This window comes from Mesobacterium pallidum (genome assembly GCF_019966535.1).
Classification (GTDB): Bacteria; Pseudomonadota; Alphaproteobacteria; order Rhodobacterales; family Rhodobacteraceae; genus Mesobacterium; species Mesobacterium pallidum.
Window position 1 is genome coordinate 88,829 of record NZ_JAIMID010000011.1, and the last position, 23,640, is coordinate 112,468.

The window sequence follows — 23,640 nt, forward strand, 5'->3', positions numbered from 1 at the left end:
TTTTGCGGCCGGACTGCACAGGTTATGTGCATGATCCGGACAGACAGACAGCATCAGAAGGGACCAACACTGATGGCAGGGAACACTGGCGGCCCCTGGGGAGGGGGCGGCAACAATGGCGGAAACGACCAACGTCCGCCGCAACGACCGAACGGCGGGCCGAACCGGCCGCAGGGCGAAGGCCCGCAGATCCCCGAGATCGACGAGCTCGTGCGCAAGGGTCAGGACAAGCTGAAGGTCCTGATGGGCGGCGGCGGAGGCCGTGGCCCCGGTGGCGGCGGCGCGGGCGGCGGTGGCGGCCCGGCCTTCACCAAGGGCACTGTCGGGCTCGGCATTGCCGCGGCCGTCGTGCTGTGGGGCTTTGCCAGCTTTTACACCGTCAAGCCCGAGGAACGCTCGGTCGAGCTGCTGTTCGGCGACTACCTCGCCACCGGCGATCCGGGCCTGAACTTCGCGCCCTGGCCCTTCGTGTCCTACGAGGTGGTGCCGGTGACCAACGAACAGACCGAGGATATCGGTGTCGGCGGCCGCTCGGGCGACGAGGGGCTCATGCTGACCGGCGACGAGAACATCGTCGACATCGATTTCCAGGTGGTCTGGAACATCAACGATCCGGCGCTGTTCCTGTTCAACCTGCGTGAGCCGCAGCAGACCATCCGCGCCGTGTCGGAATCGGCGATGCGCGAGATCGTCGCCCAGTCCGACCTGGCGCCGATCCTCAACCGTGACCGGGGGCCCATTGCCGACCGGCTGCTCGACCTGATCCAGTCGACGCTCGACAGCTACGACAGCGGGGTCAACGTCGTGCGCGTGAACTTCGACAAGGCCGACCCGCCGACCCAGGTCATCGCCGCCTTCCGCGACGTCCAGGCCGCGGAACAGGAACGTGACCAGACCCAGAAACTGGCCGATGCCTATGCCAACCAGGTGCTCGCCAATGCCCGCGGCCAGGCCGCGCAGCTGCTGGAAGAGGCCGAGGGTTACCGCGCCCGCGTCGTCAACGAGGCCGAGGGTGAGGCCAGCCGCTTCAGCGCGGTGCTCGAGGAATATTCCAAGGCGCCCGAGGTCACGCGCAAGCGTCTCTACCTCGAGACCATGGAGGAAGTCCTGGGCCGCATCGACAAGGTCATCATCGACGAAAACAGCGGTGGCTCGGGCGTCGTGCCCTATCTGCCGCTGACCGAGCTGGGCGGGCGCACCTCGTCCGGCCAGTCCAACACCGGGGGGAGCAACTGATGCGGAAATCGACCCTGATCATTCCTGCGCTGGTCGTCCTGATCGCTCTGGTTCTGTCGTCGATCTACATCGTCGACGAACGCGAAAAGGTCCTGGTGCTGCGCTTTGGCCGCGTCGTCGATGCCAAGGAAGACCCCGGTCTCGGCTTCAAGCTGTCGGTGATCGACACCGTCGTCCGATACGACGACCGCATCCTGTCGCGCGACCTCGAGCCGCTGGAAATCACCCCGCTGGACGACCGCCGCCTCGTGGTCGACGCCTTTGCCCGCTTCCGCATCGCGAATGTCGAACAGTTCCGGCAGGCGACCGGGGCCGCGGGCGACACGGCGATTTCGGTTGCCGGGCGACGGCTCGATTCGATCCTGCGCTCGCAGACCCGCGAAGTCCTGGGCTCGGTGTCGTCGAACGACATCCTCAGCTCGGACCGGGCGGCGCTGATGCTGCGCATCCGCAACGGCGCGCTGAACGATGCGCAGAACCTCGGGCTCGAGCTGCTTGACGTGCGTCTCAAGCGCACCGACCTGCCGCGCGAGAACCTCGATGCGACCTTCGGCCGGATGCGGGCCGAGCGGGAACGCGAGGCGACGGACGAACGGGCGCGCGGCCAGGAAGCGGCCCAACGCATCCGCGCCCAGGCCGACCGGACCGTGACCGAGCTGGTGTCGGACGCCAACCGCCAGGCCGAGATCATCCGAGGTGAGGCCGACGCCCGCCGCAACTCGATCTTTGCGAATGCCTATGGCGCGGACGAGGAATTCTTTACCTTCTACCGCTCGCTCCAGGCCTATCGCCGGGCGCTGCTCGAAGGCAATTCCTCGATGGTCATGAGCCCGGATTCGGAGTTCTTCACCTACCTGAAGTCCGATCGCGGTGTAGCCGGGACGGTCGTGTCCGGCATTCCCGGCACGCCCATGCCGACCGGTGAGGCGGCGCCTGCCGCCGATGCCGAGCCGGCCCCCGATCCGGCGCCCGCTGCCGACCCGGCCCCCGCCGGCGATGCGGCGACCGGTGACGCTCCGGTCCAGGCGGACCAGTAAGACATGGCCTGGGTCCTCCTGGGACTGGGGCTGGTATTGTTCGTGGAGGGGCTGGCCTGGGCGCTGGCCCCTTCGCTTGTCGAGCGTATGCTCGAAGCGCTGCGCCTCTTGCCGCTGGACCAGCGGCGCATCGTCGGCCTGCTCGCCATGGCGGCCGGCCTGGCGATTCTCTGGACGGTGCAGGCGCTGGGGCTGATCGGCTAGCTCAGCCTGCCGGGAGCTGCCAGCGCACGGGCAGGCCGGCCGCGGCCGTCGCGCGGGCAAAGGCTGCGCAGCGCCTGGCGTAGGTTTCCTGGAACTTCGCCTGCGTCTCTTCGGACATCACCCGTTCCAGCGCGGCGCGCGGCCCGATCTCGTCCAGCTCGGCCCGCGAGAAGGCCGGCAGGTCGAAGAACCCCGCCAGTTCCTTGACCCGCACGTCGTCATAGACGAACCCGGCCGGCAGCCCGGCCTGAAGGAAGGCGACCCCGCCATGGAACCGGTCGCCCAGGTAGACGTCGCGCGTGCCCGCATAGGCGCGCCAGGCGATGGGCGAGCGGAAATAGTAGTAGCGCGCGAAACCGTTGGGCAGGCCCAGCGCCACAGAGGCCGCGTCGCAGGCGGCCTTGTCGACCTCGTGGGTCTCGGAGTTGTAGCGCGTGGCGTCGCGAACCGGATCGGGAAAGAGCTGGTAGAGATCGTTCTGAAAGGTGAAATCCGTGTCGAATTCGGCCGCCATCCGGGCCAGCCCCTGGATCCGCCCCTTGGCACTGCCCGAGGTGGACAGGCGCCCCGCCGCGGTCACCCGCAGCCCGTCGTGCGGCGCGCCGGGCCGGATCGCCCGCACGTTGTCCGGCGCCACGTAAAGGCTGGGACAGCCCAGCGCCTGCGCCCTGTCGATGCCCAGCGCCTGCAGGAAGCCCGCCGTCCGCTCGCCCCTTGTGCCGATGATCGCCGCCCGCTCCTGCAGGGCCTTGAGCAGGCCCAGCAGCTCGGGCCCGATCAGGGCGGGGTCGGGCGGGATGTCGTCCTGCAACCCGATCCCGAAGGCGTAGATCTTTGGCCCTTGGATGCTGCGCACCTGGCGGGCGGTGCTGGCCATGCCCTGTTCAAGCTTGGCGAAGGCCGCGGGCGTGGTTTCGGCCCGCGCGCGGATGATGTTGGCAAAGTTCAGAACCACCGCGTCGAAATTGCGTGCGATCCCCTCCAGCCGGGTCTTCACCTGCTGCGGCGGCAGCTTGGGCGGCAGGCCCGGCAGGCGCCCGATGGTCGAATCCTGCAAGTCGCAGGCAAAGATCCGCGCCGCGGATTCGGCGTGGATCATGTTGCCGTTATTCGGTGTCACGCTTTCCTCGTCCAGCGCCAGCCCCGCGAGGGTCGAGAAGGTTTCGAGCGGCATTGTGCTGCGCGCCCGGTATGCGGTCGAGGAAATCTTCATGCCGGAATAGGCGGGGGTGAACAGCACTCTCACGGGACGGCATCTCCTCTGGGGGCCCATCGCGCGGCATGGCGCCGCGGGGCGTCTGCAGAGGGATAGCAAGGCGCCCGCGCGGACACAACGGCCGGGCGGGCGCCAGGGTCATCGGCCCGTGCCGCCGCCCCGGGGAGGGACACCCGGGCGGCAGCGGGGAAAATGTGGCCGACGAACGCGCGGTCAGTGCGCCGGGCGGATGAAGGTGCCGTTGCGCAGCTCGCGCATGGCCTGCTGCAGTTCGGCCTGGGTGTTCATCACGATGGGCCCGTGCCACGCCACCGGTTCCTGGATCGGCGCGCCCGAGATCAGCAGGAAGCGCACGCCGTCCTCGCCGGCCTGAACGGTCACCTCTTCGCCCGTGCCAAAGCGCACGAGGGTCCGGTTGCCCGAGAGGTCGCGGATATTGACCTCTTGCCCTGCCACCTCTTTTTCCAGCAGCACGCCGGTCGGGGCCGAGGCATCGGCAAAGGCGCCCGCGCCGGCGAAGACATATGCAAAGGCCCGGCGGTAGGTGTCGATCTTGAATGTCTTCTTCACCCCCGGCGGCACCGAGATGTCGAGGTATTGCGGATCGGCCGCGATCCCGTCGACCGGGCCGCGCTTGCCCCAGAAATCGCCGGTCACCACGCGCACCACGGTGCCGTCGTCGTCGATCACCTCGGGGATGTCAGCGGCCTTGACGTCCTGGTAGCGCGGCGCGGTCATCTTGTGCTGCGACGGCAGGTTGGCCCAAAGCTGAAAGCCGTGCATCTGGCCCTTGGCGTTGCCCAGCGGCATCTCCTGGTGCAGGATGCCCGACCCGGCGGTCATCCATTGCACGTCACCGGCGCCCAGCCGGCCTTCGTTGCCAAGGCTGTCGGCATGGTCGACCGATCCGGCCAGCACGTAGGTGATCGTCTCGATCCCGCGGTGCGGGTGCCAGGGAAAGCCGCGCATGTAGGCATGCGGATCGTCATTCCGGAAATCGTCGAACAGCAGGAACGGGTCCAGCTCGCTCGGGTCCTGAAATCCGAAGGCACGGTAAAGATGGACGCCGGCGCCTTCCATGGTGGCTTGCGCCTTGCGCGTCTCGAGGGTGGGGCGAAGGGACATGGGTTTCCTCCTGTTCGCTGTCTGACCCAGAGATAGGGGCAGGGGCGCCATCCCGCAATCGGCAGGCCCGCACGCGCGCTGTGCAGGAATGGACCGGGCCGTGCGCCCGTGCTAGTCCCGCGCGAGCACAAGGAGAGCGCGATGGACCATCAGCCCGAGACCACACCCGAGATCCTGGCCCGGATCGAGGCCTCGCCCGCGCGGCGCTGGCTGGCCGTGGGCATGCTGTGGCTGCTGGCGGTGCTTCTGCTGGGCACGGCGATCCAGTCGCCGCCGACGGACCGGCTGCTGCTGCTGTTCCTGGCGGGGGTGGGGATCGTGGCGATCCTGATGGCCGTGGCGCTCTACCGGGCGACGGCGCGCAGCCTGGTGCTGACGCGCGATGCGCTTTGGGAAGACGGCGGCGACCTGGTGGCGCGGATGGACAACATCCGCAGCGTCGACCGGGGGTTCATGGCGTTCAAGCCGTCGAACGGCTTTGTCCTGACATTGACCAAGCCAGAGGCCCGGGCATGGCGCCCGGGTCTCTGGTGGCGACTTGGGAAGCGCGTCGGTGTGGGTGGGGTGACGCCCGGGTCCCAAGCCAAGTCCATGGCCGACCTGATCCTGATCGCGTTGCGGGAACGCGACGGCCAGGACGGCCGGCTTTGATCACGCCCCGAGATCGTCGGGGTCGTAGCGCAGCTGCGGCGCAAAACGCGGGCGGTTGAACACACGCGTGTCGATGGTCCGCTGGCTCAGGCCCCAGCCCACCGGCGGCTCGTAAAGGATCGAGGTTTCGACCAGGATGGTCTGTTCCCCGTCAACCATGATCGGCAGGGTGTCGTGCCAGTTGCGCACGTCCTGATTGCGGTAGGGCTCGTAGCCGGCGCCGCGCACTTCGGACCAGACCACGTTGAACCGGTCGCGCTGTTCGTCGTAGCTGATCACCGAGACGCGCAGCTTGATATCCGTCGTCTGGGTGTCTGCCATGAAGGTCAGCAGGTTGTAGGCATTGTCGATATAGGTGTCGTCGATGAACTGCGTCTCGCGCGACAGCATGTCCGATACCGTGTAGGCGGCACGCTGGTTCACGGTCTGCGCCCGGAACCCGTCGAAGACCGAATAGAGCCCGACGAAGGTGGTCAGCAGGATCGGCATCAGGATGACGGCCTCGACCGTCATGTTGCCGCGTTCGACGCGGGCAAAGCGGCGCAGGGAGTCAGGCAGGCAGAACATCACAGGGGCTCCTGCACGTAGGCGCCGACCGAGATCAGCGAATAATCGCCCGCGCCGTCGCGGTTCAGCGACGAGGCGATGCCGGTGGTCGGGAAGACCGGCGAGAATTTCACGCAGGCGCGCAGGATCATCAGCTGGTTCTCGTCGCCGTTGTCGAAGGTGGCCTGCTCGTTCACCTCCTCGGACCGGTCCGTGCATTCGGCGTCGTTGTCGATGTTGAGGGTGCCGCGCAGGTCCTGGATCCGCATCTCGAGCATCATGTTCTCGGCACAGTTGGGGATGATCGCCGCGGTGTCGCAGATGGTCTGCACCAGGGTGTCGTGATCGACGTCCTGGTCGGTCTCGAGCTGCACCAGCCGCACGGCGGCATCGACGCCGAATTCCAGCCGGGCATGGCGGGCCGCGATCAGCCCCAGCTCGGTCGTGCCGCAGATGAAGGCCACGAAGATCGGGAACCAGAGCGCGAATTCGATGGTCATCGAACCACCGTCGCCACGCAGGAAGCGGCGCAGGGCTCCGCGCCGTCGGGCGCGGCGTCCTTGGCCCTTGATGAAAACCTTGTGTCGAGCCGTCATCGTCATCGTCACTTTCACTCAGCAGGCGGTCACCCGTTCAATGTTCGGGTCTAGCCACCGATTAAGGCGCGAGTTTGGCACAATCCGGCGAATTTCCCGGTTTTGGTCCTGTCGAGTGCGGGATCGGCCCGTCCTGGGCCAGCGCCTTCTGCGGTCCCGTTCCCCTCTTCGGCGCTGCCCCCGGCCGGTGAAACCCACCGGGGGCAGCTATGCCCGGCCGCGCGGGGTCGAATCGGCGGCCGGACATTTCCCTTAATTGATCAGCTTGAGCCGCTTGATCTGGTTGGCGATCTGGTTGAACGCCGTTCTGATCTGCGTGCCTTCCACGTCAAAGAAATGGTTCGGCGAAGAGGCACATTTCTGCATCTCAGAGGTGCCGTGTTCGTCGGTCTCGAAGGCGATGGACCAGATGATGATGCCCTCGTCCTTGGCTGCGGTGCAGATGTTCTGCAGCAGGGTGTCGCCCAGCGTGGCCGTGTACTTCTGCTTGTAGTAATCCGAGAAGGAGTAGCCGTAGGTCGTGGCCGCGCTGGCATTGCCGATGATGTCGCAGAGGTCGACGTTGCCGATGCCGCTGCCCTGGTTGCCGTCGAGGCCGAGGCCCACGCCGATCCCGTTGTTGCTGCAGACACCAACGCCGTTCAGCAGGCCGTTCGACACGTTCACCAGGTCTTCGGCCGCGGATCCGGCGCCAAGCAGGCCGCCGATCCCGACAACCGTCTTCTCGGTCGAGCCGTTCCACTCCGAGGTGTTCTTGATCGTGGTCTGGCCGCTCTTGAAGTTGGCCCAGTAGCCCAGGCTGTACTTGGCCCAGAGCGCGCGCTGGTCATAGGTCGCGTAGTTCGCCGGCTTGATCCGGTTGGAAAAGTCGTTCTTGCCATCCGTCATCAGGACCACGGTCTTGTAGGTCGTGCTTTCCTCGCCCTCGGCCGGGAAGGCGACCGGACGGTCGACAAAGGCCCCGTCGACCACGTTTGCGGCAACCAGCGCCTGGGTCACGCCGCGGAAGCTGGGGTCGAGCATGGCGGCGCCCCATTTCATCCCGAGGAAGATCGCGGTGCCCGAGCGCGGCTGGAGCGCTTCGATCTGGTCGATCAGAGCTTGCTGGTCCTGGCTCAGCGGGGTGATCGCCTCGTAGCTCTGCTGCGGGCAGACCGGGGCGTCCATCGCGTTGGTGGACCCGTTGAAGTTCCACTGGAAATGCGGGACCTGGTCGTAGGTCAGCGTGCGGTCAAGCGCGATGTCGCCGAATTCGCTGTCGGGGAATTCCACGCACCAGGAATAGGGGTGCAGCAGGTTCACGTTCAGCTGGTTCATCAGGTTCGGGCCGGCGGCCACGTGCTCGGAATAGGGCACCAGCGACAGCGACACCCGGTTGCGGGTGTTCTCGTTGACCATGGTGCGGACAAACTCGCTTGCCGCGTCCTGCAGGTTCTCGAGCTTCTGGTTGTCTTTCATCGACCCGGAGATGTCGAGGACGAGCGAAATTTCCACGTCGTTGCGGGTTTCCGTCGCGGTCCCCTTCGCGGGGGCCTTCAACTGGTCGACGCCGACCAGCTTGAGGAACAGCGAATCGCGCGGGGCCGAGGCTTCGGCAAAGACGGTCTTGGTGTTGCCGTCATCGCTTTCGAAGGGCGTCACGCGGTCGAGATATTCCAGCATGCCGGACTTGGCGAAATAGTCGCGGACGATGGTTTCCTCGTCCTGTCCCTGGCTGAGGCTGGCCGCGGCCAGAACGGCCCGGTCAAGCGTCGCCTGCAATTTCATCCGACGAAGCTCGGCCGCCATCATGTCGATGCCGAGACCTCCGAGAATCAGGATGGTCATGAACATGAAGACCGAAAAGATCGACATGGAGCCGATCTCGTCGTCGCGAAAGCGCCGGCCCATCTGGCGCCTTCTTGTCGCCCGCAAAAACCGGGCGGGGGCACTGGTATTCAACAGCATTCTACGCACTCCGTTTACCGGACCGATGCGAGGCCCTGTGGGGATCAAGGTCGCCGGTCCGGATAGGAACAATTTATTTCAGTTGAATTGTGACCCGATTGGGGCATCCGGGTGTCTGTTTCGAAGCCCTGTCGCCGGGTCTTGCCCAATGTCGGGCAGCCATGTCGACTGTTGCCGGATGCAGAACGCGTTAACGCACTTTCGCCAGGGAGCAGGTCGGGTTTAGCGCGACTTGGATCGGCATTCACCTCGAATTCCGTCTATTCCGTTAACCTGACGCGGGTGATTCCTTACGTGAACGTCAGGAAGACCGGGGGCGGCGATCCGGCCCCCCCCCGGGCGGGCCGTCACTGGGTCAGGCGCAGCTGGTTGATGTTGCGCGCGATGGCGGCAAAGGCATCGGTGATCTCGTCGCCCGAGACCGAAAAGTAGTGGTCCGGAGACGAGGCGCAGCCCGACATCACGGTGTCGCTGTGTTGCGGCACCTCGAAGCCGATGGCCCAGATGACGATCCCGTCGGCCTTGGCGGCGGTGCAGATGTTGCGCAGCAGCGTGTCGCCCTGGGCAGGGGTGTATTTCTGGGTCCGGTAGCTGCCCGCGCCATTGCCGAAAAAGCTGGGCGCGGCCAGGCCGTCATAAATCGTGTCCATCGCCACCGCGGCGGCGGCACCGTGACCGGCGTCGACCGCCAGGCTCTCGGTCACGCCGTCCCAGTCATTGACGCCAAGGATGGTGGAATTGTCATGCCCGCGCTCGTTGTAGAACCAGTGCCAGAGGTTCAGCTCGGCCCAGAGCGCGCGCTGCTGGTAGGTGGCGTAGTTCTTGGGCTGGATGCGGTTGGAATAGTCGTTCATCCCGTCGGTCATCAGCACCACCATCTTGTCGGTTGTCTGGTCCTCGCCCTCGGCCGGGTAGGCGACCGGACGGCCGGCAAAGACGCCGTCGACCACGTTGTCGGCCGCAAGGCTTGCCGTGATCGGGCGGAAGGCGGGGTCGAGCAGCGCGGCGCCCCATTTCATGCCAAGGAAGATCGAGGTGCCCGCCTGCGGCTGGAACGACCGGATCTGCGTGGTCAGCGCCACCGGGTCCTGGCTGAAGGGGGTGATCCGCTCGTAGGCCTGCATCGGGCAGACCGGGATGCGCACGTCGGCATAGGTGCCGTAGTAGTTCCACTGGTAGTGCTGCGCCTGCTCGTATCGGACCGAAAGGTCCAGCGCGGTCTCGTCAAAGGCGCTGTCCGGCATCTCGACGCAATGCGAATAATCATGCAGCCGCGTGGTGTCGAGCTGGTCCATGATCAGCGGCCCGGCGTTCACGTGTTCCGAATAAGGCACGAGCGAGATCGACACCCGATCGCGGTTGTTCGGCGTCAGCATCTCGGCGACGAACAGCGCGGCCGCGTCCTGCAGGTTGGTCATCTTGTCCTCGGACATCGAGCCCGAGATGTCGAGCACCAGCGAGATCTCGACATCGTTGACCCGTTCAGAGGCGACCGAGGCGACCCGCGCCTCGAAGCTGTCACGCCCCAGCACCTGCAGGAACAGCGACCGCACATCGGCCTCGGCCGTGGCCGACACCCGGCGCGAGGTGGTGCCCGAGGCGACCTGCACATCGGTGATCTCGCCCTCGACGCCGGCCTTGGCGAAATAGTCGCGCACCACCGTCTCGGGGTCGAGCGTCTGGTCGAGGTTGGCGGCGGCCAGCAGGGCGCGGTCCAGCGTCGCCTGCAGCTTCATCCGCTTGAGTTCGGTTCGCATCATGTCGATGCCGATCCCGCCCATGATCAGGATGATCATGAACATGAATACGGCAAAAATGGACATACTTCCGGACTGGTCGCGCAGAAAGGCGCGCGGCAGGCGGGGATTGGGGCACTTGTGACACATTCTGGCAGCTCTCCGGCGAAGCGGGCAGCGGGGACAGGCAGAAATCCCCTATTTTCGACGAATTTTCATGGTCCAGATGTTGCCTCAAGTGTGGCGGAATTGTGGCGCTGACCGGGCGGATTGCGTTCACTGTTGCGCCGGGCCGGGGCAATCGCGCAAGATGTAGTTGATTGTCTGGCATCCTGCGACGGCCCGAGGGCCATCACGCACCGCGGCGACGCGCCGGCCCCACGGATTTGCCGTCTTTCGGCCCCAAGAGGGGCGAGATTCGGATCGCGGGTTAACCGGTTTCTCACCTGTTTGCGGTTCGACTGCACTGCCAGCCGCCGATCAGGAGGAGAGAGAGGCGATGTCGACCCAACCCAAACCCGAGGCCCATGCGCAGGCCCAGACCCCCGCGGAACCCAGCTTCCGCCAGTCGGTGGACCTGATGTTCAACCGCGCGGTAGCGCTGATGGACCTGCCGCCGGGGCTCGAGCAGAAGATCCGCGTCTGCAATGCCACCTACACGGTGCGTTTCGGCGTGCGCCTGCGCGGCAAGATCGAGACCTTCACCGGCTACCGGTCCGTCCATTCCGAGCATATGGAGCCGGTCAAGGGCGGCATCCGCTTTGCCGACACGGTCAACCAGGACGAGGTGGAGGCGCTGGCCGCGCTGATGACCTACAAATGCGCGCTGGTCGAGGCGCCGTTCGGCGGCTCCAAGGGCGGGCTTTGCATCGACCCCCGCCAGTACGACGAGCACGAGCTGGAACTGATCACCCGCCGCTTTGCCTACGAGCTGATCAAGCGCGATCTGATCAACCCCAGCCAGAACGTGCCCGCCCCCGACATGGGCACGGGCGAGCGCGAGATGGCCTGGATCGCCGATCAGTATGCCCGGATGAACACCACCGACATCAACTCGCGCGCCTGCGTGACCGGCAAGCCGCTGAACGCCGGCGGCATCGCGGGCCGGGTCGAGGCGACGGGCAGGGGGGTGCAATACGCCCTGCGCGAATTCTTCCGCCACCCCGAGGACATGGCGGCGGCGGGTCTTGCGGGCTCGCTCGACGGCAAGCGGGTGATCGTGCAGGGGCTGGGCAACGTGGGCTACCACGCCGCGACCTTCCTGCAGAACGAGGACGGCGCAAAGATCATCGGCATCATCGAACGCGACGGAGCGCTGTATGACGAGACCGGGCTGGACGTGGACGCGGTGCATGAATGGATCCTGCGCCACGGCGGCGTGTCGGATTATCCAGACGCGCGCTGCCACGAGGACAGCGCCGCGGTGATGGAGGCCGAGTGCGACATCCTGATCCCCGCCGCGCTGGAAGGGGTCATCACCATGCAGAACGCGCCCCGGATCCAGGCGCGGCTGATCATCGAGGCGGCGAACGGTCCGATCACGGCGGGCGCGGACGAGATCCTGCGCGATCGCGGCGTGGTCATCATCCCCGACATGTATGCCAATGCGGGCGGCGTGACCGTGTCCTATTTCGAATGGGTCAAGAACCTCAGCCATATCCGGTTCGGCCGAATGCAGCGCCGCCAGGAAGAGGCGCGGCACCAGCTGGTGGTCGATCAGCTGGAACGGCTGTCGGATTCGCTGGGCAAGACCTGGTCGCTCGATCCGCAGTTCAAGGACCGCTACCTGCGCGGCGCGGACGAGCTCGAGCTGGTGCGCTCGGGCCTCGATGACACCATGCGCACGGCCTACCAGTCGATGCGCCAGGTCTGGCATGGCCGGGCCGACGTGACCGACCTGCGCACTGCCGCCTACCTCGTCGCGATCGACCGGGTGGCCAGTTCGTACCGCGCCAAGGGCCTCTAGCGCGGCGGTGAGTCGGGGGCGGAGACGCCTCCGACAATCGGCGCGGACGGGCGGCATTTGTCTCGTATTGGAGGGGCAAGCCGGGATTCCGCACGAAAAATGACACGAAGACGCCCGAAAGAAATCGGCAAATGTCCGGTGACACGACGTCGGCCCATCCCCGCAACGGGGCAGGGCGGACGGCAGCACCGGAGAACGCGCAATGCACCGCCAAGACCCACCGTCAGACCCCCTTGCCCCCCGCGGATTGCCGCGGGATCGGGGCGGCGTGCGCGGCCGGCCGCAGGCCGGCGGTGGTGGGAGCGCCCGGGAACTTCCCAATGAAACATGGCACAACGCGGCCAAGCCCCCGGGGCCGAGGGCCGCTCTTCCTTTCCGGGCACCGCGCCCGCGTCCAGCCGGCAATCCGGGGGCACGGCGGCAGCGCGAGGCGGTGCAGAAGATGGCCGAAACAAGGCAAAGATCCGGCACTTAACCAAGAAATGGCCGTCAACCGTCCACAAATCCTTCTCATTGCAGGGTTTAAAGGAAGATTAACGTATTCGAATCTTCCGATTGGTTAACACGCATCGGTGAGCTCGCGACGAGGACAGAACCATGAATGCCAAGACCCCCAGGACAGCCTCCTTCGTCGCGGAAGAAGACGGCAACGTGACGATCTTCTCGATCTTCATGATGGTCCTCTTGCTGCTCTTCACCGGTGCCGCCGTGGACATCATGCGGTTCGAGACGATCCGGACCTCGATGCAGTCGACCATGGACCGCGCGGTGCTGGCCGCCGCCGACCTCGATCAGGAGCAGGAACCCAAGGACGTGGTGCTCGACTACCTGACCAAGGCCGGCATCCCCTCGGCCCGCGCGACCGTCTGGGTCGACGGCGAGGTGAACTGGCGTTCGGTCAAGTCGACCGCGCATACCAATGTCGACACCATCTTCATGCAGATGTCCGGCTATGACAGCCTTTACGCCCCGGCCCGCGCGAAGGCGGTCGAGCGGATCTCGAACGTCGAGATCTCGCTCGTTCTCGACATCTCGGGCTCGATGCGCTGGAACAGCCGGATGGACAACCTCAAGCCGGCCGCCAAGGCGTTCATCGACAAGGTGATGACCAGCGAGTCGGACGGCGTGACCACGCTGAACCTGGTGCCCTATGCCGGCTCGGTGAACCCGGGCGACGCGATCTTTGACTACCTGCGCGGCGAACGGCCCAAGCTGAACGAGAACAACGGCTGGGGCAATGGCGACCAGGACGCGCCCGGCAACTCGCTGTGCAACAACAACGCCGAGAACGCCGACGAAGGCGCGGCCGACCCGTCCTGCCAGGACGGCACCAACACAAATGTCGCGAACACCGAAGGCTTCTTCCCGGCCTGGGACGGCGCCATCGACAACGTGGTGTTCTACTTCGACGAAAACGGCGACGGCATCGCTGATGGCCGCACCGACTATTCCTATAAGCTGGTCGACCTGCCCAACGCTTTCACCACCGACCTCGACCAGTTCTACAAGGGCGCCGTGGCGCAGATCATCGCCGAGAACGACGAGCTGGTGCACAGCGACCAGTTCCTGGGCGCCTCGATCAAGGGCGACAAGGGCAAGCGCAAGTATTACCAGGTCAAGGGCGACCAGAACGGCGAGACCGAAGATTACGGCCCGACCAAGAACAACGCCACCGTGACCGGCAAGACCTATTCCTACAGCGAGATCGACTACGACACCTACCTTGCGCTTTACGTCCCGCCGGTCGGCGAGACGATCACCGAGGGCGAAGAAGGCGTCAAGAAGAACAACCAGAACGTCAACATGCCGTCGTCCTGCGTCGAGATCTACAACGCCGAGTTCGACACCGCCGAGATGCCCAAGTCGGATGATTACATCCCGCATTTCAACTTCTGGCCCATCGACTGGCCGACCATGGACTGGGGCTGGTGCCCCGAGGACGACACGGCGATCCAGTACTATTCCGACGACGCGGAGTCGCTGAAGACCTTCATCGACAACCTGCGCATGCATGACGGCACCGGCATCCACATCGGCATGAAATACGGCCTGGCGCTGCTGAGCCCGGACATCCGCAACCACGTGTCCTTCCTGATCACGCAGAACCTCGTGAACGCCGACTTCCAGGGCCGGCCGAAGGATTGGGACGATCGCGAGACCGAAAAGTACATCGTTGTGATGACCGACGGCGAGACGACCGAACAATGGCGGCCGCTCAAGCCCAAGGCGCCCGAGAACGGTTATGTCGACCTGCAGACCCAGGGCTCGAGCACCTACGAGCAATGGCGCACCAAGTCGACCAACGTCGACCTGCTGCTTCGGCAATGCGACCTGGCCAAGCTCAAGGGTGTGACCGTCTTCGCCATCGCCTTCGAGGCCAATGCCACCGGCCAGGAACAGATGAAGTCCTGCGCCTCGTCGCCCAGCCATTACTTCAACGTCACCGGCGCCGAAATCGCGGATACGTTCGACATCGTCGCCCGGCAGATCAACAACCTGAGGCTGGTCCAATGACGCGCTGGATGTTCGGCATGCGCCGCTTCGGCAAGGATGAGCGCGGCTCCTTCTCGGTCGAATTCGCCTTCTACTTCGTGGCGCTCTTCATGTTGCTGGCCACCGGGGTCGAGATGGCCCACATGAGCCTGCGGCGCGCCATGCTGGAACGGGCGGTGGACCTGTCGGTCCGCGACATCCGCCTGGCCACCGGCATGCCGCCGACCTACGAGGAAGTGCGGGCCGAGATCTGCGCGGCCGCCTCGATCGTCGGGAACTGTTCCCAGAACCTGATGCTCGAGATGGTGCAGGTCGACCCGCGCGACTTCCAGCGCCTGCCGGCCGACGCCCAGTGCCGCAACGCCCAGGAAGCGCCCAAGCCCGTGCGCAAGTTCGACCCGGGCCAGGACAACGACCTGATGCTGATCCGCGCCTGCCTCAAGTTCAACCCGGTGTTCCCGACCTCGGGCCTGGCCGCGCGTCTTCCGCAGGATGCCGATGGCTATGCCAGCCTGATCGTCACCGCATCCTTCGTCCAGGAACCGAGGTAAGACCATGCTGACCCAGTTGATATCCCGCATCCGGGGGTTCCGCGGCCGCGAAGAGGGCAGCATGACCCTCGAGGCGCTGATCTTCATCCCGCTGCTGATCTCGACCCTGGCCGCGACCTTTGCCTTCCAGCAGATGTTCCACTACCGGACGCTGAACACCAAGGCCGCCTACACGATCACCGACGCCCTGTCGCGCGAGACCGAGGCGATCGATGCCGAGTATATCGACGGCATGCTCGAGCTGATGTCCTACCTGACGCACTCGGCCGGGCCCTATTCGCTGCGGGTCTCGGTGGTGCGCTACGAGGCGGCCAGCACCATGACCGACGAAGAAGGCAACGAGGTGATCGTTCCCGCATCCCTGTCCGTCGACTGGTCCAAGGTCCGCGGCGATTACGCCGAGCTGAACGACTCGACCGTCAGCTCGATCGCGGGCCGCCTGCCCAACATGCTCGACAACGAACGGATCATCGTGGTCGAGACCGGGACCGACTATGTCCCGCCGTTCCCGTTGCAGGATCTCGACCTGAACCGGCACTTCCAGAACCTCGTCTTCACCCGCCCGCGCTTTGCGCCGCAGCTGGTCTACGAAGAACCCGAGGACGGCGGCTCCACCTCCTGAGCGCAGGCGATTTTCCTGCCGCGCCATCCACGTGCGAGGCCATCGGCGGCCTCGCACGTGGATGGCGTTTTGCGTGTTGAACCTGCCGCGTGCTTTGTCCAACCTGATCCCGAACCATCGGGGACCCGTCATGCGATTTTCTGCGCTGGAAGTGCTGCGCCAGGGGCTGACCGGCAACAGGGGCTGGCAGCCCCATTGGCGCGACGCCCAGCCGAAGCCCGAGTATGACGCCATCATCATCGGCGGTGGCGGCCACGGGCTGTCGACCGCCTATTACCTGGCGCGGAACCACGGGCTGACCAACGTGGCCGTGCTGGAAAAGGGCTACCTTGGCGGCGGCAACGTCGGCCGCAACACCACCATCGTGCGGGCCAACTACTTCCTGCCTGGCAATGCCGAGTTCTACTCGCATTCGCTCAAGCTCTGGGAGGGGCTGGGCGCAGAGCTGAACTACAACGTGATGCATTCGCAGCGCGGGCTGATCAACCTGTTCCATTCCGACGGCCAGCGCGATGCCTTTGCCCGGCGCGGCAACGCGATGATCAACCAGGGCGACGACGCGGTGCTGCTGGACCGCGAGGGGGTGCGCAAATACCTGCCCTATCTCGATTTCGACAACGGGCGTTTCCCGATCCACGGCGGGCTGCTGCATCCGCGCGGCGGCACGGCGCGGCATGACGCGGTGGCCTGGGGCTATGCGCGTGGCGCCTCGGACCGCGGGGTGGACCTGGTTCAGAACTGCGAAGTCACCGGCATCGACATCGAGGGCGGCCGCGTGCTCGGCGTTCAGACCACGCGCGGGGCGATCAAGGCGCGCAAGGTCGGGATCGTGACGGCCGGCCGCTCGGGCCAGGTGGCGGCCATGGCCGGGATGCGCCTGCCGGTGGAAAGCCACATCCTCCAGGCCTTCGTCACCGAGGGGCTGAAGCCGGTCATCGACCACGTCGTGAGCTTCGGCATGGGGCATTTCTACATCAGCCAGTCCGACAAGGGCGGGCTGGTCTTTGGCGGCGATCTCGACTTCTACCCGTCCTACGCGCAGCGCGGCAACCTGCCCATGGCCGAACACGTGATGGAGGCAGGCATGACCCTCATGCCGATGATCGGCAAGGCCCGCGTGCTGCGGTCCTGGGGCGGGATCATGGACATGACGCCCGACGGCTCGCCGATCATCGACAAGACGGGGGTCGACGGCCTCTACCTCGATTGCGGCTGGTGCTACGGCGGGTTCAAGGCCGTGCCCGCCTCGGGCTGGTGCATGGCGCATCTGATGGCGACGGACACGCCGCACGAGGTGGCGCGCGGCTTCCGGCTGGACCGGTTCCGCGACGGGCAAGGCCTGATGGACGAGGAGGGGACCGGTGCCCAGCACAACCTTCACTGACCCCCACCAGCGGCAAGGAGCCTGAGATGCGTTTTCCATGCCCCCTGTGCGGCGATCGAGACCTGCAGGAATTCACCTTTGGTGGCGCGGCGGTCATGGCGGAACGGCCCGCGCCCGATGCGGGGGTGGTGGCGTGGGACGCCTACCTGCACCTGCGCGACAACCCGGCCGGGCGCAGCGAAGAGCTGTGGCAGCACGACAAGGGCTGCGGCGCCTGGATGGTCGTCACCCGCGACACGGTCACCCACGCCGTCCACGGCGCCCGGCTGACGAAGGGCGCGACATGACCCAACCCTTCCGCATTCCCGGCCTCGGCCGGGTCGACACTGCCCGGACCCTGACCTTCCGCTTCGACGGAGAGGCGTATACCGGCCATCCCGGCGACACGCTCGCCTCGGCGCTTCTGGCCAACGGCGTGCGGCTCATGGGCCGGTCCTTCAAGTACCACCGCCCGCGCGGGGTGCTGACCGCCGGGCCGGAAGAGCCGAACGCGCTGGTCACCGTGGGGAAGGGCGCGCATCGCGACCCCAACACCCGCGCCACGGTGCAGGAGCTGTTCGACGGGCTCGAGGCGGCCAGCCAGAACCGCTGGCCCTCGCTCGGGCTCGACCTCATGGGCGTCAACGACCTGGCGTCCCGCTTCCTCGGCGCGGGTTTCTACTACAAGACGTTCATGTGGCCGCGCGCCGCCTGGCTGAAGCTCTACGAGCCGCTCATTCGCCGCGCCGCCGGCCTCGGGGCGCTCTCGGGACAATCCGACCCGGACCGGAACGAAAAGGCTTTTGCCTTTTGCGATCTGCTGGTGATCGGCGCCGGCCCCGCTGGCCTGTCGGCCGCGCTGACCGCCGCAAGGGCCGGGGCGCGGGTGATCCTTGCCGACGAAAGCGCCTGGATGGGCGGGCGGCTCGCCTTCGACCGGCATGACTTCGACGGCCGCGCCGGGTTCGATTGGGCGCAAGAGGTGGTGGCGGAACTGGCAGCGATGGACAACGTCACCCTGATGCCCCGCACCACCGTGACCGGCGCCTATGACGGCGGCACATACGCGGCGCTCGAGCGGGTCGCGCGGCATGTCGCGCCGGGCCATGACGCCCCGCTCGACTGCTTCTGGCGCATCCACGCGAAACGCACGGTGCTGGCGGCGGGCGCGCTGGAACGCCCCGTGGCCTTCCGCGACAATGACCGGCCGGGCGTCATGCTGGCCGGGGCGGTGCGTGCCTATCTCAACCATTACGGCGTCGCGCCGGGCCGGTCGGTCGTGGTCTTCGGGACCAGCGACGATGGCCACCGCACCGCGCTGGACCTCGTGGACGCGGGCATCCACGTCGCCGCCTATGTCGATCCGCGCCACGAAGAGCGCCTGAAAGCCCCGTTCCCGGTCTACACAGGCTCGGTCGTGGCGCGCGCGCACGGCAACCCGGTCGAGGCGGTGACCATCCGCCACCAGACCGGCCGGGAGCACCGCGTCGCCTGCGACACGCTGGCCATGTCCGGCGGCTGGAACCCCACGCTGCATCTCAGCTGTCACATGGGCGACCGCCCGGAGTGGAACGAGGATATCGCCGCCTTCGTCCCGCGCCCCGACGCGGTGCCGGGGTTGGTCGCCGTCGGGGCGGCCGGGGGCAGCTTTTCGACCGCCGCCGCGCTGGCCGAAGGCATGGCCGCCGCCAATGACGCCCTCTCGGCACTGGGCTTCAAACCGCAGGACGTCGCGCTGCCCGTGGCCGAGGATGCGCCCTATGCCATCCAGCCCGTCTGGTCGGTGCCCGGCAAGGGCCGCGCCTGGCTGGACTTCCAGAACGATGTGACGATCAAGGACGTGACCCAGGCGGCGATGGAGAACTTCGCCTCGGTCGAGCACATGAAGCGCTACACGACGCAAGGCATGGCCCCTGACCAGGGCAAGTCGTCCAACGTCGCGGCCCTTGCCGTGCTGGCCGATGCGACGGGGCGCAGCATCCCCGACACCGGCACGACCACCTACCGACCACCCTTTGCCCCCGTGCCCATCGCCGCCATGGGTGCGGGCGGGCAAGGTGCGGGCTTTGCGCCAAAGCGCCTGACCACCAGCCACGCCGCGAGCGTGGAAATGGGCGCGCCGATGATCGAGGCGGGGCTCTGGTTCCGCCCCTCGTATTTCCCGGCTCGGGGCGAACGGGTCTGGCGCGAAAGCTGCGACCGCGAGGTCGCCTATGTGCGGAACGCGGTGGGCATCTGCGACGTCTCGACCCTTGGCAAGATCGACGTGCAGGGGCCGGACGCGGGGGCCTTCCTCGATTTCGTCTACACCAACACCATGTCCACGCTGCCCGAGGGCCGCTGCCGCTATGGCCTGATGCTGCGCGAGGATGGGCACGTCATGGACGACGGCACCGCCGCGCGCCTTGGCCGGTCGCATTTCGTGCTGACGACGACCACCGCCGCTGCAGGCCCGGTCATGCGGCACCTCGAGTTCGTGGCGCAGGTGCTGCGGCCCGACTGGGACGTGGCGCTGAGTTCGGTGACCGAGCACTGGGCGCAGGTCGCCGTGGCCGGGCCCCGGTCGCGCGAGCTGCTGTCGGGGCTGCTCGATGCGCCGCCCGAGCTGCCCTTCATGGGCTGCGGCCCGGTGTCGGTCTCGGGTGTTTCGGGGCGCCTGTTCCGCATCTCCTTCTCGGGCGAGCTGGCTTATGAATTGGCCGTACCTGCCCGCTATGGCGACGCGCTCTTCCGCGAGTTGGTGGCACGGGCCGAGGCGCTGGGCGGCGGCGCCTACGGGATCGAGGCGCTGAACGTGCTGCGGCTGGAAAAGGGCTTCCTGACCCATGCCGAGATGCATGGCCGCGTGACAGCGGACGACCTCGGGCTGGCGGGGATGCTGTCCGGCAAGAAGGACTTCATCGGCAAGGCCATGGCTGCGCGACCGGGGCTTTCAGGTCCGACGCGCGAGCAACTCGTGGCGCTGAAACCCACCGGTGCAGTCAAACAAATGACCGCCGGCGCGTTCCTCTTCGACGCGGGCGCCGAGCCGGTGCGGGAGGCCGCGCAGGGCTATATCACATCGGCCTGTTATGCCGTGACGCCCAGGCACACGCTGGCGCTGGGCTTCCTGCGGAATGGCCGCGCGCGGATGGGCGAAACCGTGCGCATGGTCGACCACCTGCGCGGCCTGGACACGACCTGCGAGGTGATCCCGCTGGTGACCTACGACCCGGACGGAGGACGCGCCCGTGGCTGAGCTGACCGCAACCCCACCCTTCGCCGGGCTGTGCCTGCCGCTCGAGATCGGCCGCGCGCGGATCGACGCGGCGGAGCTCGGCCAATTGACCAACATCGCCCCTTTTCGCGGCAAGGATGCGGCCCTTGCCACCGCCCTGCAGGCCGCGCACGGCCTCGATCTGCCGCAGGCGGGTCAGTCCAGCGCGCTGGACGATGCCCTCATCCTGTGGTTCGGCGCCGGGCATGTCCTGCTCTGCGGGCCGGCGCCGGATGTGGCACTCGCCGACCACGCGGCGCTCACCGCCCAGACCGACGGCTGGGCCGCGCTGACCCTCTCGGGCCCCGATGCCGAACCCGTCCTCGCCCGCCTCGTCCCGCTCGACCTCTCGCCCGCCAGCTTGGGCGCGGGCCGGACGGCGCGCAGCACGATCGGCCACATGCCGGCCAGCATCACCCGGCGACAGGACGGCACATTCCTGCTCATGACCTTCCGATCCATGGCCGGCACGCTTGCCGAGGACCTGCAAACCGCTATGTCTGGCGTCAATGCCCGGCGCTCGCTCGGATGACGCGGACGCCCTGACACGGAACGGGAGAGCCCCATGACCCGCATCTTCTCCGCGGCCCTTCTGGGCCTCGCCCTTGCCACGCCCGCCGCGGCCGACGTGACCTGCGACGGTGTGGCGGCCATGACGAACGAGGCCGTGGCCCTGCGCCAGGGCGGGGCGCAGAACGACCGACAGGCGATGAAGACGCTGATGGATGGCTACCCGGCCGGAGACGCCATGCGCGACCTCGTCCCGCAGATCGTCGGCTGGGTCTGGCAGACCCCGGCCGAACAGCTGGGCCCCGAGATGGGAGAGACGCTGGTGCAGCAACTGACCGCCGCCTATCCCGGCGTCTGCAAGAACTGAACCCGCCCCGCGCCCGAGGGGCGCGGAACGCCGAGGGCCAAGGCCCCCGGCGTGGCCTCCGGCGGAGGTATTTGAGAAACAATGAAGACCTGGCGCGCGGCCCCTCCTTCATTGTTTTCCAAATACCTCGGGGGGAGCCGAAGGCGGGGGGCTGGCCCCCCATTTCTCCGGACCGGCCGGGCGCTGGTCTCTGGACTTGCGCGGTCCCGCGTAGGATAACGAGGACATGAGTCTCCCACCCGGTTTTCTGGACGAACTGCGCAACCGCACCTCGCTGACCCAGGTGGTCGGGCGCAAGGTCATGTGGGACCAGCGCAAGTCGAACCAGGCCAAGGGCGACATGTGGGCGCCATGCCCTTTCCACCAGGAAAAGAGTGCCTCGTTCCACGTCGATGACCGCAAGGGGTTCTATTACTGCTTCGGCTGCCACGCGAAGGGCGACGCGATTTCATTCGTGCGCGAGACCGAGAACGTGGAATTCATGGAGGCGATCCGCATCCTGGCCGGCGAGGCGGGCATGCCGATGCCCGAACGCGACCCGCAGGCGGCGCAGAAGTCCGACCGTCTGAGCGAGCTGGCCGAGGTGATGGAGGCTGCCGTGCGGTTCTTCCGCATGCAGCTCAACTCCGGCGCGGCCGGGGCGGCGCGGGACTACCTTGCACGGCGGGGCCTCGATGCCGCGACGCTGGAGCGGTTCGAGATTGGCTTTGCCCCGCCCGGATGGGAAGCCCTGCGTGAGCATCTCGCGGCCAAGGGCGTCAAGCCCGACCTGATGCTGGCGGCCGGACTCGTGAAGGCCTCGGACCGGGGTCGCGCGCCCTATGACGTCTTCCGCGACCGCATCATGTTCCCGATCCGCGATGCGCGGGGCCGGGCGATCGCCTTTGGCGGGCGGGCGATGGATCCGAACGACAAGGCCAAGTACCTGAATTCGCCGGAAACCGAGCTGTTCGACAAGGGCCGTAACCTCTATAACCACGGCCCAGCGCGGGCGGCGGCGGGCAAGGGCCAGCCGCTGATCGTGGCCGAGGGCTACATGGACGTGATCGCGCTGGCCAGTGCCGGGTTCGAGGCCTCGGTCGCGCCGCTGGGCACCGCCGTCACCGAGACGCAGCTGCAGCTTCTCTGGCGGATCAGCGACGAGCCGATCATCGCGCTCGACGGCGACACCGCTGGCTTGCGCGCCGCCTACCGGGTCATCGACCTGGCGCTGCCGCTGCTCGAGGCCGGCAAATCGCTGCGCTTTGCGCTGATGCCAGAGGGCAAGGACCCCGACGACCTGCTGCGCGCCGAAGGTCCCGAGGCGGTCGAGCGGGTGCTGGGCGCCGCCATGCCCATGGTCCGGCTGCTGTGGCAGCAGGAGACCGAGGGCAAGGTGTTCGACAGCCCCGAGCGCAAGGCGACGCTCGACAAGGCGCTGCGGGCGCGGATCACCGCGATCCAGGACCCGTCGCTGCGTCGGCATTACGGCGACGAGATCAAGGAGCTGCGCTACCAGCTCTTCCGTCCCGCGCGGCCGCAATGGACCGGCGGGCGCAAGGGATCGCGGGCCTGGAACGCGCCGCAACCGGCGTCGGCGACGGCCAAGTCGTCGCTGCTGGCGGCGGCCGGGGACGAGGTGCAGGTGCACCTGCGCGAGCAGGTCGTGCTGGCCGTCTTGCTGCGCTACCCGCAATTCATCGACCGGTTCGAGCCGGACCTCGAAAAGATGACCTGCACGGACCCCGAGCACGCCCGCCTGCGCGGGCTGCTGCTGGGCGCGGCGGGCGAGGGGCCCGAGGCGCTGCGCGCGCGGATCGAGGACGCGCTGGGCTGCGGCCCTCTTGAAAAGTTGCAACAGGCGGCCCATGTCGCGATCACGCCCTGCCTCAGGCGGCAGGGCGAGGTCGAGCTGGCCGAGGCGACCGTGATCGAGCAATTCACCTGGCTCGAGGCGCGGCGCGGTCTTGCGACCGAGATCGAGGAGGCGATCGACGATCTCAACGACCTGCCGGACGAGGTGGTCACGCGGCGCCTGAGACAGGCCGCCGAGGCGCATCAGAAGGCATTGCGGAACGTCCAGGAGGACAGAACCGAATACGAGACCGGCCCCAACGGGGCCGCGATCAACCGGGCCGAGCGGGATGCGCTGGATGCGCTTCTGCAACAAATTTCGGGCCCGCGCGGCGATTCGGGGTCGTAGGGCACGAGTTGCTAACAATTTAAGGTCAAACGGGTG

At 66.9% G+C, this 23,640-nt stretch carries 20 protein-coding genes; 14 read left to right on the forward strand and 6 right to left on the reverse strand.

Annotated features, from left to right (window positions below; genetic code table 11):
• The first annotated feature begins 72 nt into the window (after positions 1-72).
• Genes hflK through MF270_RS16520 form a run of 3 tightly spaced genes read left to right on the forward strand, consistent with a single transcriptional unit; the run spans position 73 to position 2,477 of the window.
• Positions 73-1,236: an FtsH protease activity modulator HflK gene (gene hflK / locus MF270_RS16510; protein ID WP_238367011.1), complete on the forward strand. Its 1,164-nt coding sequence runs from the start codon at positions 73-75 to the stop codon at positions 1,234-1,236.
• Positions 1,236-2,273, forward strand: a complete 1,038-nt coding sequence (hflC, locus tag MF270_RS16515; RefSeq protein ID WP_238367012.1) for a protease modulator HflC — start codon at positions 1,236-1,238, stop codon at positions 2,271-2,273. The genes hflK and hflC overlap by 1 nt, the downstream gene beginning before the upstream one ends.
• A gap of 3 nt (positions 2,274-2,276) precedes the next feature.
• Positions 2,277-2,477, forward strand: a complete 201-nt coding sequence (locus MF270_RS16520; protein ID WP_238367013.1) for a DUF2065 family protein — start codon at positions 2,277-2,279, stop codon at positions 2,475-2,477.
• A 1-nt stretch (position 2,478) separates the two neighbouring features.
• Here MF270_RS16520 and MF270_RS16525 read toward each other — a convergent pair whose 3' ends face one another.
• Positions 2,479-3,723, reverse strand: coding sequence for a polysaccharide pyruvyl transferase family protein (locus MF270_RS16525; RefSeq protein WP_238367014.1), 1,245 nt, complete (start codon positions 3,721-3,723; stop codon positions 2,479-2,481).
• A gap of 183 nt (positions 3,724-3,906) precedes the next feature.
• Positions 3,907-4,818, reverse strand: coding sequence for a pirin family protein (locus tag MF270_RS16530; protein ID WP_238367015.1), 912 nt, complete (start codon positions 4,816-4,818; stop codon positions 3,907-3,909).
• Positions 4,819-4,959: 141 nt separating this feature from the next.
• On the opposite strand from MF270_RS16530, the gene MF270_RS16535 reads away from it, so the two are divergent.
• On the forward strand, positions 4,960-5,469 hold the full coding sequence (locus tag MF270_RS16535; protein ID WP_238367016.1) for a hypothetical protein: 510 nt from the start codon (positions 4,960-4,962) through the stop codon (positions 5,467-5,469).
• Here MF270_RS16535 and MF270_RS16540 read toward each other — a convergent pair whose 3' ends face one another.
• From MF270_RS16540 to MF270_RS16555, 4 genes are all read right to left on the reverse strand, one after another.
• A complete protein-coding gene (locus MF270_RS16540; protein ID WP_238367017.1) occupies positions 5,470-6,036 on the reverse strand; it encodes a TadE/TadG family type IV pilus assembly protein in 567 nt (188 codons plus the stop codon).
• Positions 6,036-6,617 carry a TadE/TadG family type IV pilus assembly protein gene (locus MF270_RS16545; protein ID WP_238367018.1) on the reverse strand — a complete coding sequence of 194 codons (582 nt, stop codon included), beginning with the start codon at positions 6,615-6,617 and terminating at the stop codon, positions 6,036-6,038. The genes MF270_RS16540 and MF270_RS16545 overlap by 1 nt, the downstream gene beginning before the upstream one ends.
• 246 nt (positions 6,618-6,863) lie before the next feature.
• Positions 6,864-8,501: a Tad domain-containing protein gene (locus tag MF270_RS16550; protein WP_238367019.1), complete on the reverse strand. Its 1,638-nt coding sequence runs from the start codon at positions 8,499-8,501 to the stop codon at positions 6,864-6,866.
• A 404-nt stretch (positions 8,502-8,905) separates the two neighbouring features.
• Positions 8,906-10,444 carry a pilus assembly protein TadG-related protein gene (locus tag MF270_RS16555; RefSeq protein ID WP_336246027.1) on the reverse strand — a complete coding sequence of 513 codons (1,539 nt, stop codon included), beginning with the start codon at positions 10,442-10,444 and terminating at the stop codon, positions 8,906-8,908.
• A 349-nt stretch (positions 10,445-10,793) separates the two neighbouring features.
• Between MF270_RS16555 and MF270_RS16560 the strand changes: the two genes are divergently transcribed.
• The 10 genes from MF270_RS16560 (at position 10,794) to dnaG (ending at position 23,604) form a co-directional block, all read left to right on the forward strand.
• The gene (locus tag MF270_RS16560) at positions 10,794-12,260 is read left to right on the forward strand and encodes a Glu/Leu/Phe/Val family dehydrogenase (protein ID WP_238367021.1); all 1,467 of its coding nucleotides are present in this window, start codon (positions 10,794-10,796) and stop codon (positions 12,258-12,260) included.
• 597 nt (positions 12,261-12,857) lie between these two features.
• Positions 12,858-14,774, forward strand: coding sequence for a Tad domain-containing protein (locus tag MF270_RS16565; protein WP_238367022.1), 1,917 nt, complete (start codon positions 12,858-12,860; stop codon positions 14,772-14,774).
• Positions 14,771-15,304 (forward strand): TadE/TadG family type IV pilus assembly protein, encoded by a 534-nt coding sequence (locus MF270_RS16570; protein ID WP_238367023.1) that lies wholly within the window; start codon positions 14,771-14,773, stop codon positions 15,302-15,304. Before MF270_RS16565 ends, MF270_RS16570 begins: the two co-directional genes overlap by 4 nt.
• Positions 15,305-15,308: 4 nt before the next feature.
• Positions 15,309-15,926 (forward strand): TadE/TadG family type IV pilus assembly protein, encoded by a 618-nt coding sequence (locus MF270_RS16575; RefSeq protein WP_238367024.1) that lies wholly within the window; start codon positions 15,309-15,311, stop codon positions 15,924-15,926.
• A gap of 130 nt (positions 15,927-16,056) precedes the next feature.
• Positions 16,057-17,310, forward strand: coding sequence for a sarcosine oxidase subunit beta family protein (locus tag MF270_RS16580; protein ID WP_238367025.1), 1,254 nt, complete (start codon positions 16,057-16,059; stop codon positions 17,308-17,310).
• A 26-nt stretch (positions 17,311-17,336) separates the two neighbouring features.
• Positions 17,337-17,597 (forward strand): sarcosine oxidase subunit delta, encoded by a 261-nt coding sequence (locus MF270_RS16585; protein WP_238367026.1) that lies wholly within the window; start codon positions 17,337-17,339, stop codon positions 17,595-17,597.
• A complete protein-coding gene (locus MF270_RS16590; RefSeq protein WP_238367027.1) occupies positions 17,594-20,527 on the forward strand; it encodes a sarcosine oxidase subunit alpha family protein in 2,934 nt (977 codons plus the stop codon). Before MF270_RS16585 ends, MF270_RS16590 begins: the two co-directional genes overlap by 4 nt.
• Positions 20,520-21,077 carry a sarcosine oxidase subunit gamma gene (locus MF270_RS16595; protein ID WP_238367028.1) on the forward strand — a complete coding sequence of 186 codons (558 nt, stop codon included), beginning with the start codon at positions 20,520-20,522 and terminating at the stop codon, positions 21,075-21,077. The genes MF270_RS16590 and MF270_RS16595 overlap by 8 nt, the downstream gene beginning before the upstream one ends.
• A gap of 33 nt (positions 21,078-21,110) precedes the next feature.
• The gene (locus tag MF270_RS16600) at positions 21,111-21,422 is read left to right on the forward strand and encodes a hypothetical protein (protein ID WP_238367029.1); all 312 of its coding nucleotides are present in this window, start codon (positions 21,111-21,113) and stop codon (positions 21,420-21,422) included.
• Positions 21,423-21,648: 226 nt separating this feature from the next.
• Positions 21,649-23,604, forward strand: a complete 1,956-nt coding sequence (gene dnaG, locus MF270_RS16605; protein WP_238367030.1) for a DNA primase — start codon at positions 21,649-21,651, stop codon at positions 23,602-23,604.
• Positions 23,605-23,640 lie beyond the last annotated feature (36 nt).

What these genes read in the sequence shown, in the direction of transcription:
- MF270_RS16565 (WP_238367022.1), top strand. Translation starts at nt 12,858, where the DNA reads ATGAATGCCAAGACCCCCAGGACAGCCTCCTTCGTCGCGGAAGAAGAC.
- MF270_RS16555 (WP_336246027.1), bottom strand. Translation starts at nt 10,444, where the DNA reads ATGTGTCACAAGTGCCCCAATCCCCGCCTGCCGCGCGCCTTTCTGCGC.
- MF270_RS16520 (WP_238367013.1), top strand. Translation starts at nt 2,277, where the DNA reads ATGGCCTGGGTCCTCCTGGGACTGGGGCTGGTATTGTTCGTGGAGGGG.
- MF270_RS16560 (WP_238367021.1), top strand. Translation starts at nt 10,794, where the DNA reads ATGTCGACCCAACCCAAACCCGAGGCCCATGCGCAGGCCCAGACCCCC.
- MF270_RS16585 (WP_238367026.1), top strand. Translation starts at nt 17,337, where the DNA reads ATGCGTTTTCCATGCCCCCTGTGCGGCGATCGAGACCTGCAGGAATTC.
- MF270_RS16540 (WP_238367017.1), bottom strand. Translation starts at nt 6,036, where the DNA reads ATGTTCTGCCTGCCTGACTCCCTGCGCCGCTTTGCCCGCGTCGAACGC.
- hflK (WP_238367011.1), top strand. Translation starts at nt 73, where the DNA reads ATGGCAGGGAACACTGGCGGCCCCTGGGGAGGGGGCGGCAACAATGGC.
- MF270_RS16550 (WP_238367019.1), bottom strand. Translation starts at nt 8,501, where the DNA reads ATGGGCCGGCGCTTTCGCGACGACGAGATCGGCTCCATGTCGATCTTT.
- MF270_RS16600 (WP_238367029.1), top strand. Translation starts at nt 21,111, where the DNA reads ATGACCCGCATCTTCTCCGCGGCCCTTCTGGGCCTCGCCCTTGCCACG.
- MF270_RS16535 (WP_238367016.1), top strand. Translation starts at nt 4,960, where the DNA reads ATGGACCATCAGCCCGAGACCACACCCGAGATCCTGGCCCGGATCGAG.
- hflC (WP_238367012.1), top strand. Translation starts at nt 1,236, where the DNA reads ATGCGGAAATCGACCCTGATCATTCCTGCGCTGGTCGTCCTGATCGCT.
- MF270_RS16545 (WP_238367018.1), bottom strand. Translation starts at nt 6,617, where the DNA reads ATGACGATGACGGCTCGACACAAGGTTTTCATCAAGGGCCAAGGACGC.
- MF270_RS16580 (WP_238367025.1), top strand. Translation starts at nt 16,057, where the DNA reads ATGCGATTTTCTGCGCTGGAAGTGCTGCGCCAGGGGCTGACCGGCAAC.
- MF270_RS16530 (WP_238367015.1), bottom strand. Translation starts at nt 4,818, where the DNA reads ATGTCCCTTCGCCCCACCCTCGAGACGCGCAAGGCGCAAGCCACCATG.
- dnaG (WP_238367030.1), top strand. Translation starts at nt 21,649, where the DNA reads ATGAGTCTCCCACCCGGTTTTCTGGACGAACTGCGCAACCGCACCTCG.
- MF270_RS16575 (WP_238367024.1), top strand. Translation starts at nt 15,309, where the DNA reads ATGCTGACCCAGTTGATATCCCGCATCCGGGGGTTCCGCGGCCGCGAA.
- MF270_RS16570 (WP_238367023.1), top strand. Translation starts at nt 14,771, where the DNA reads ATGACGCGCTGGATGTTCGGCATGCGCCGCTTCGGCAAGGATGAGCGC.
- MF270_RS16590 (WP_238367027.1), top strand. Translation starts at nt 17,594, where the DNA reads ATGACCCAACCCTTCCGCATTCCCGGCCTCGGCCGGGTCGACACTGCC.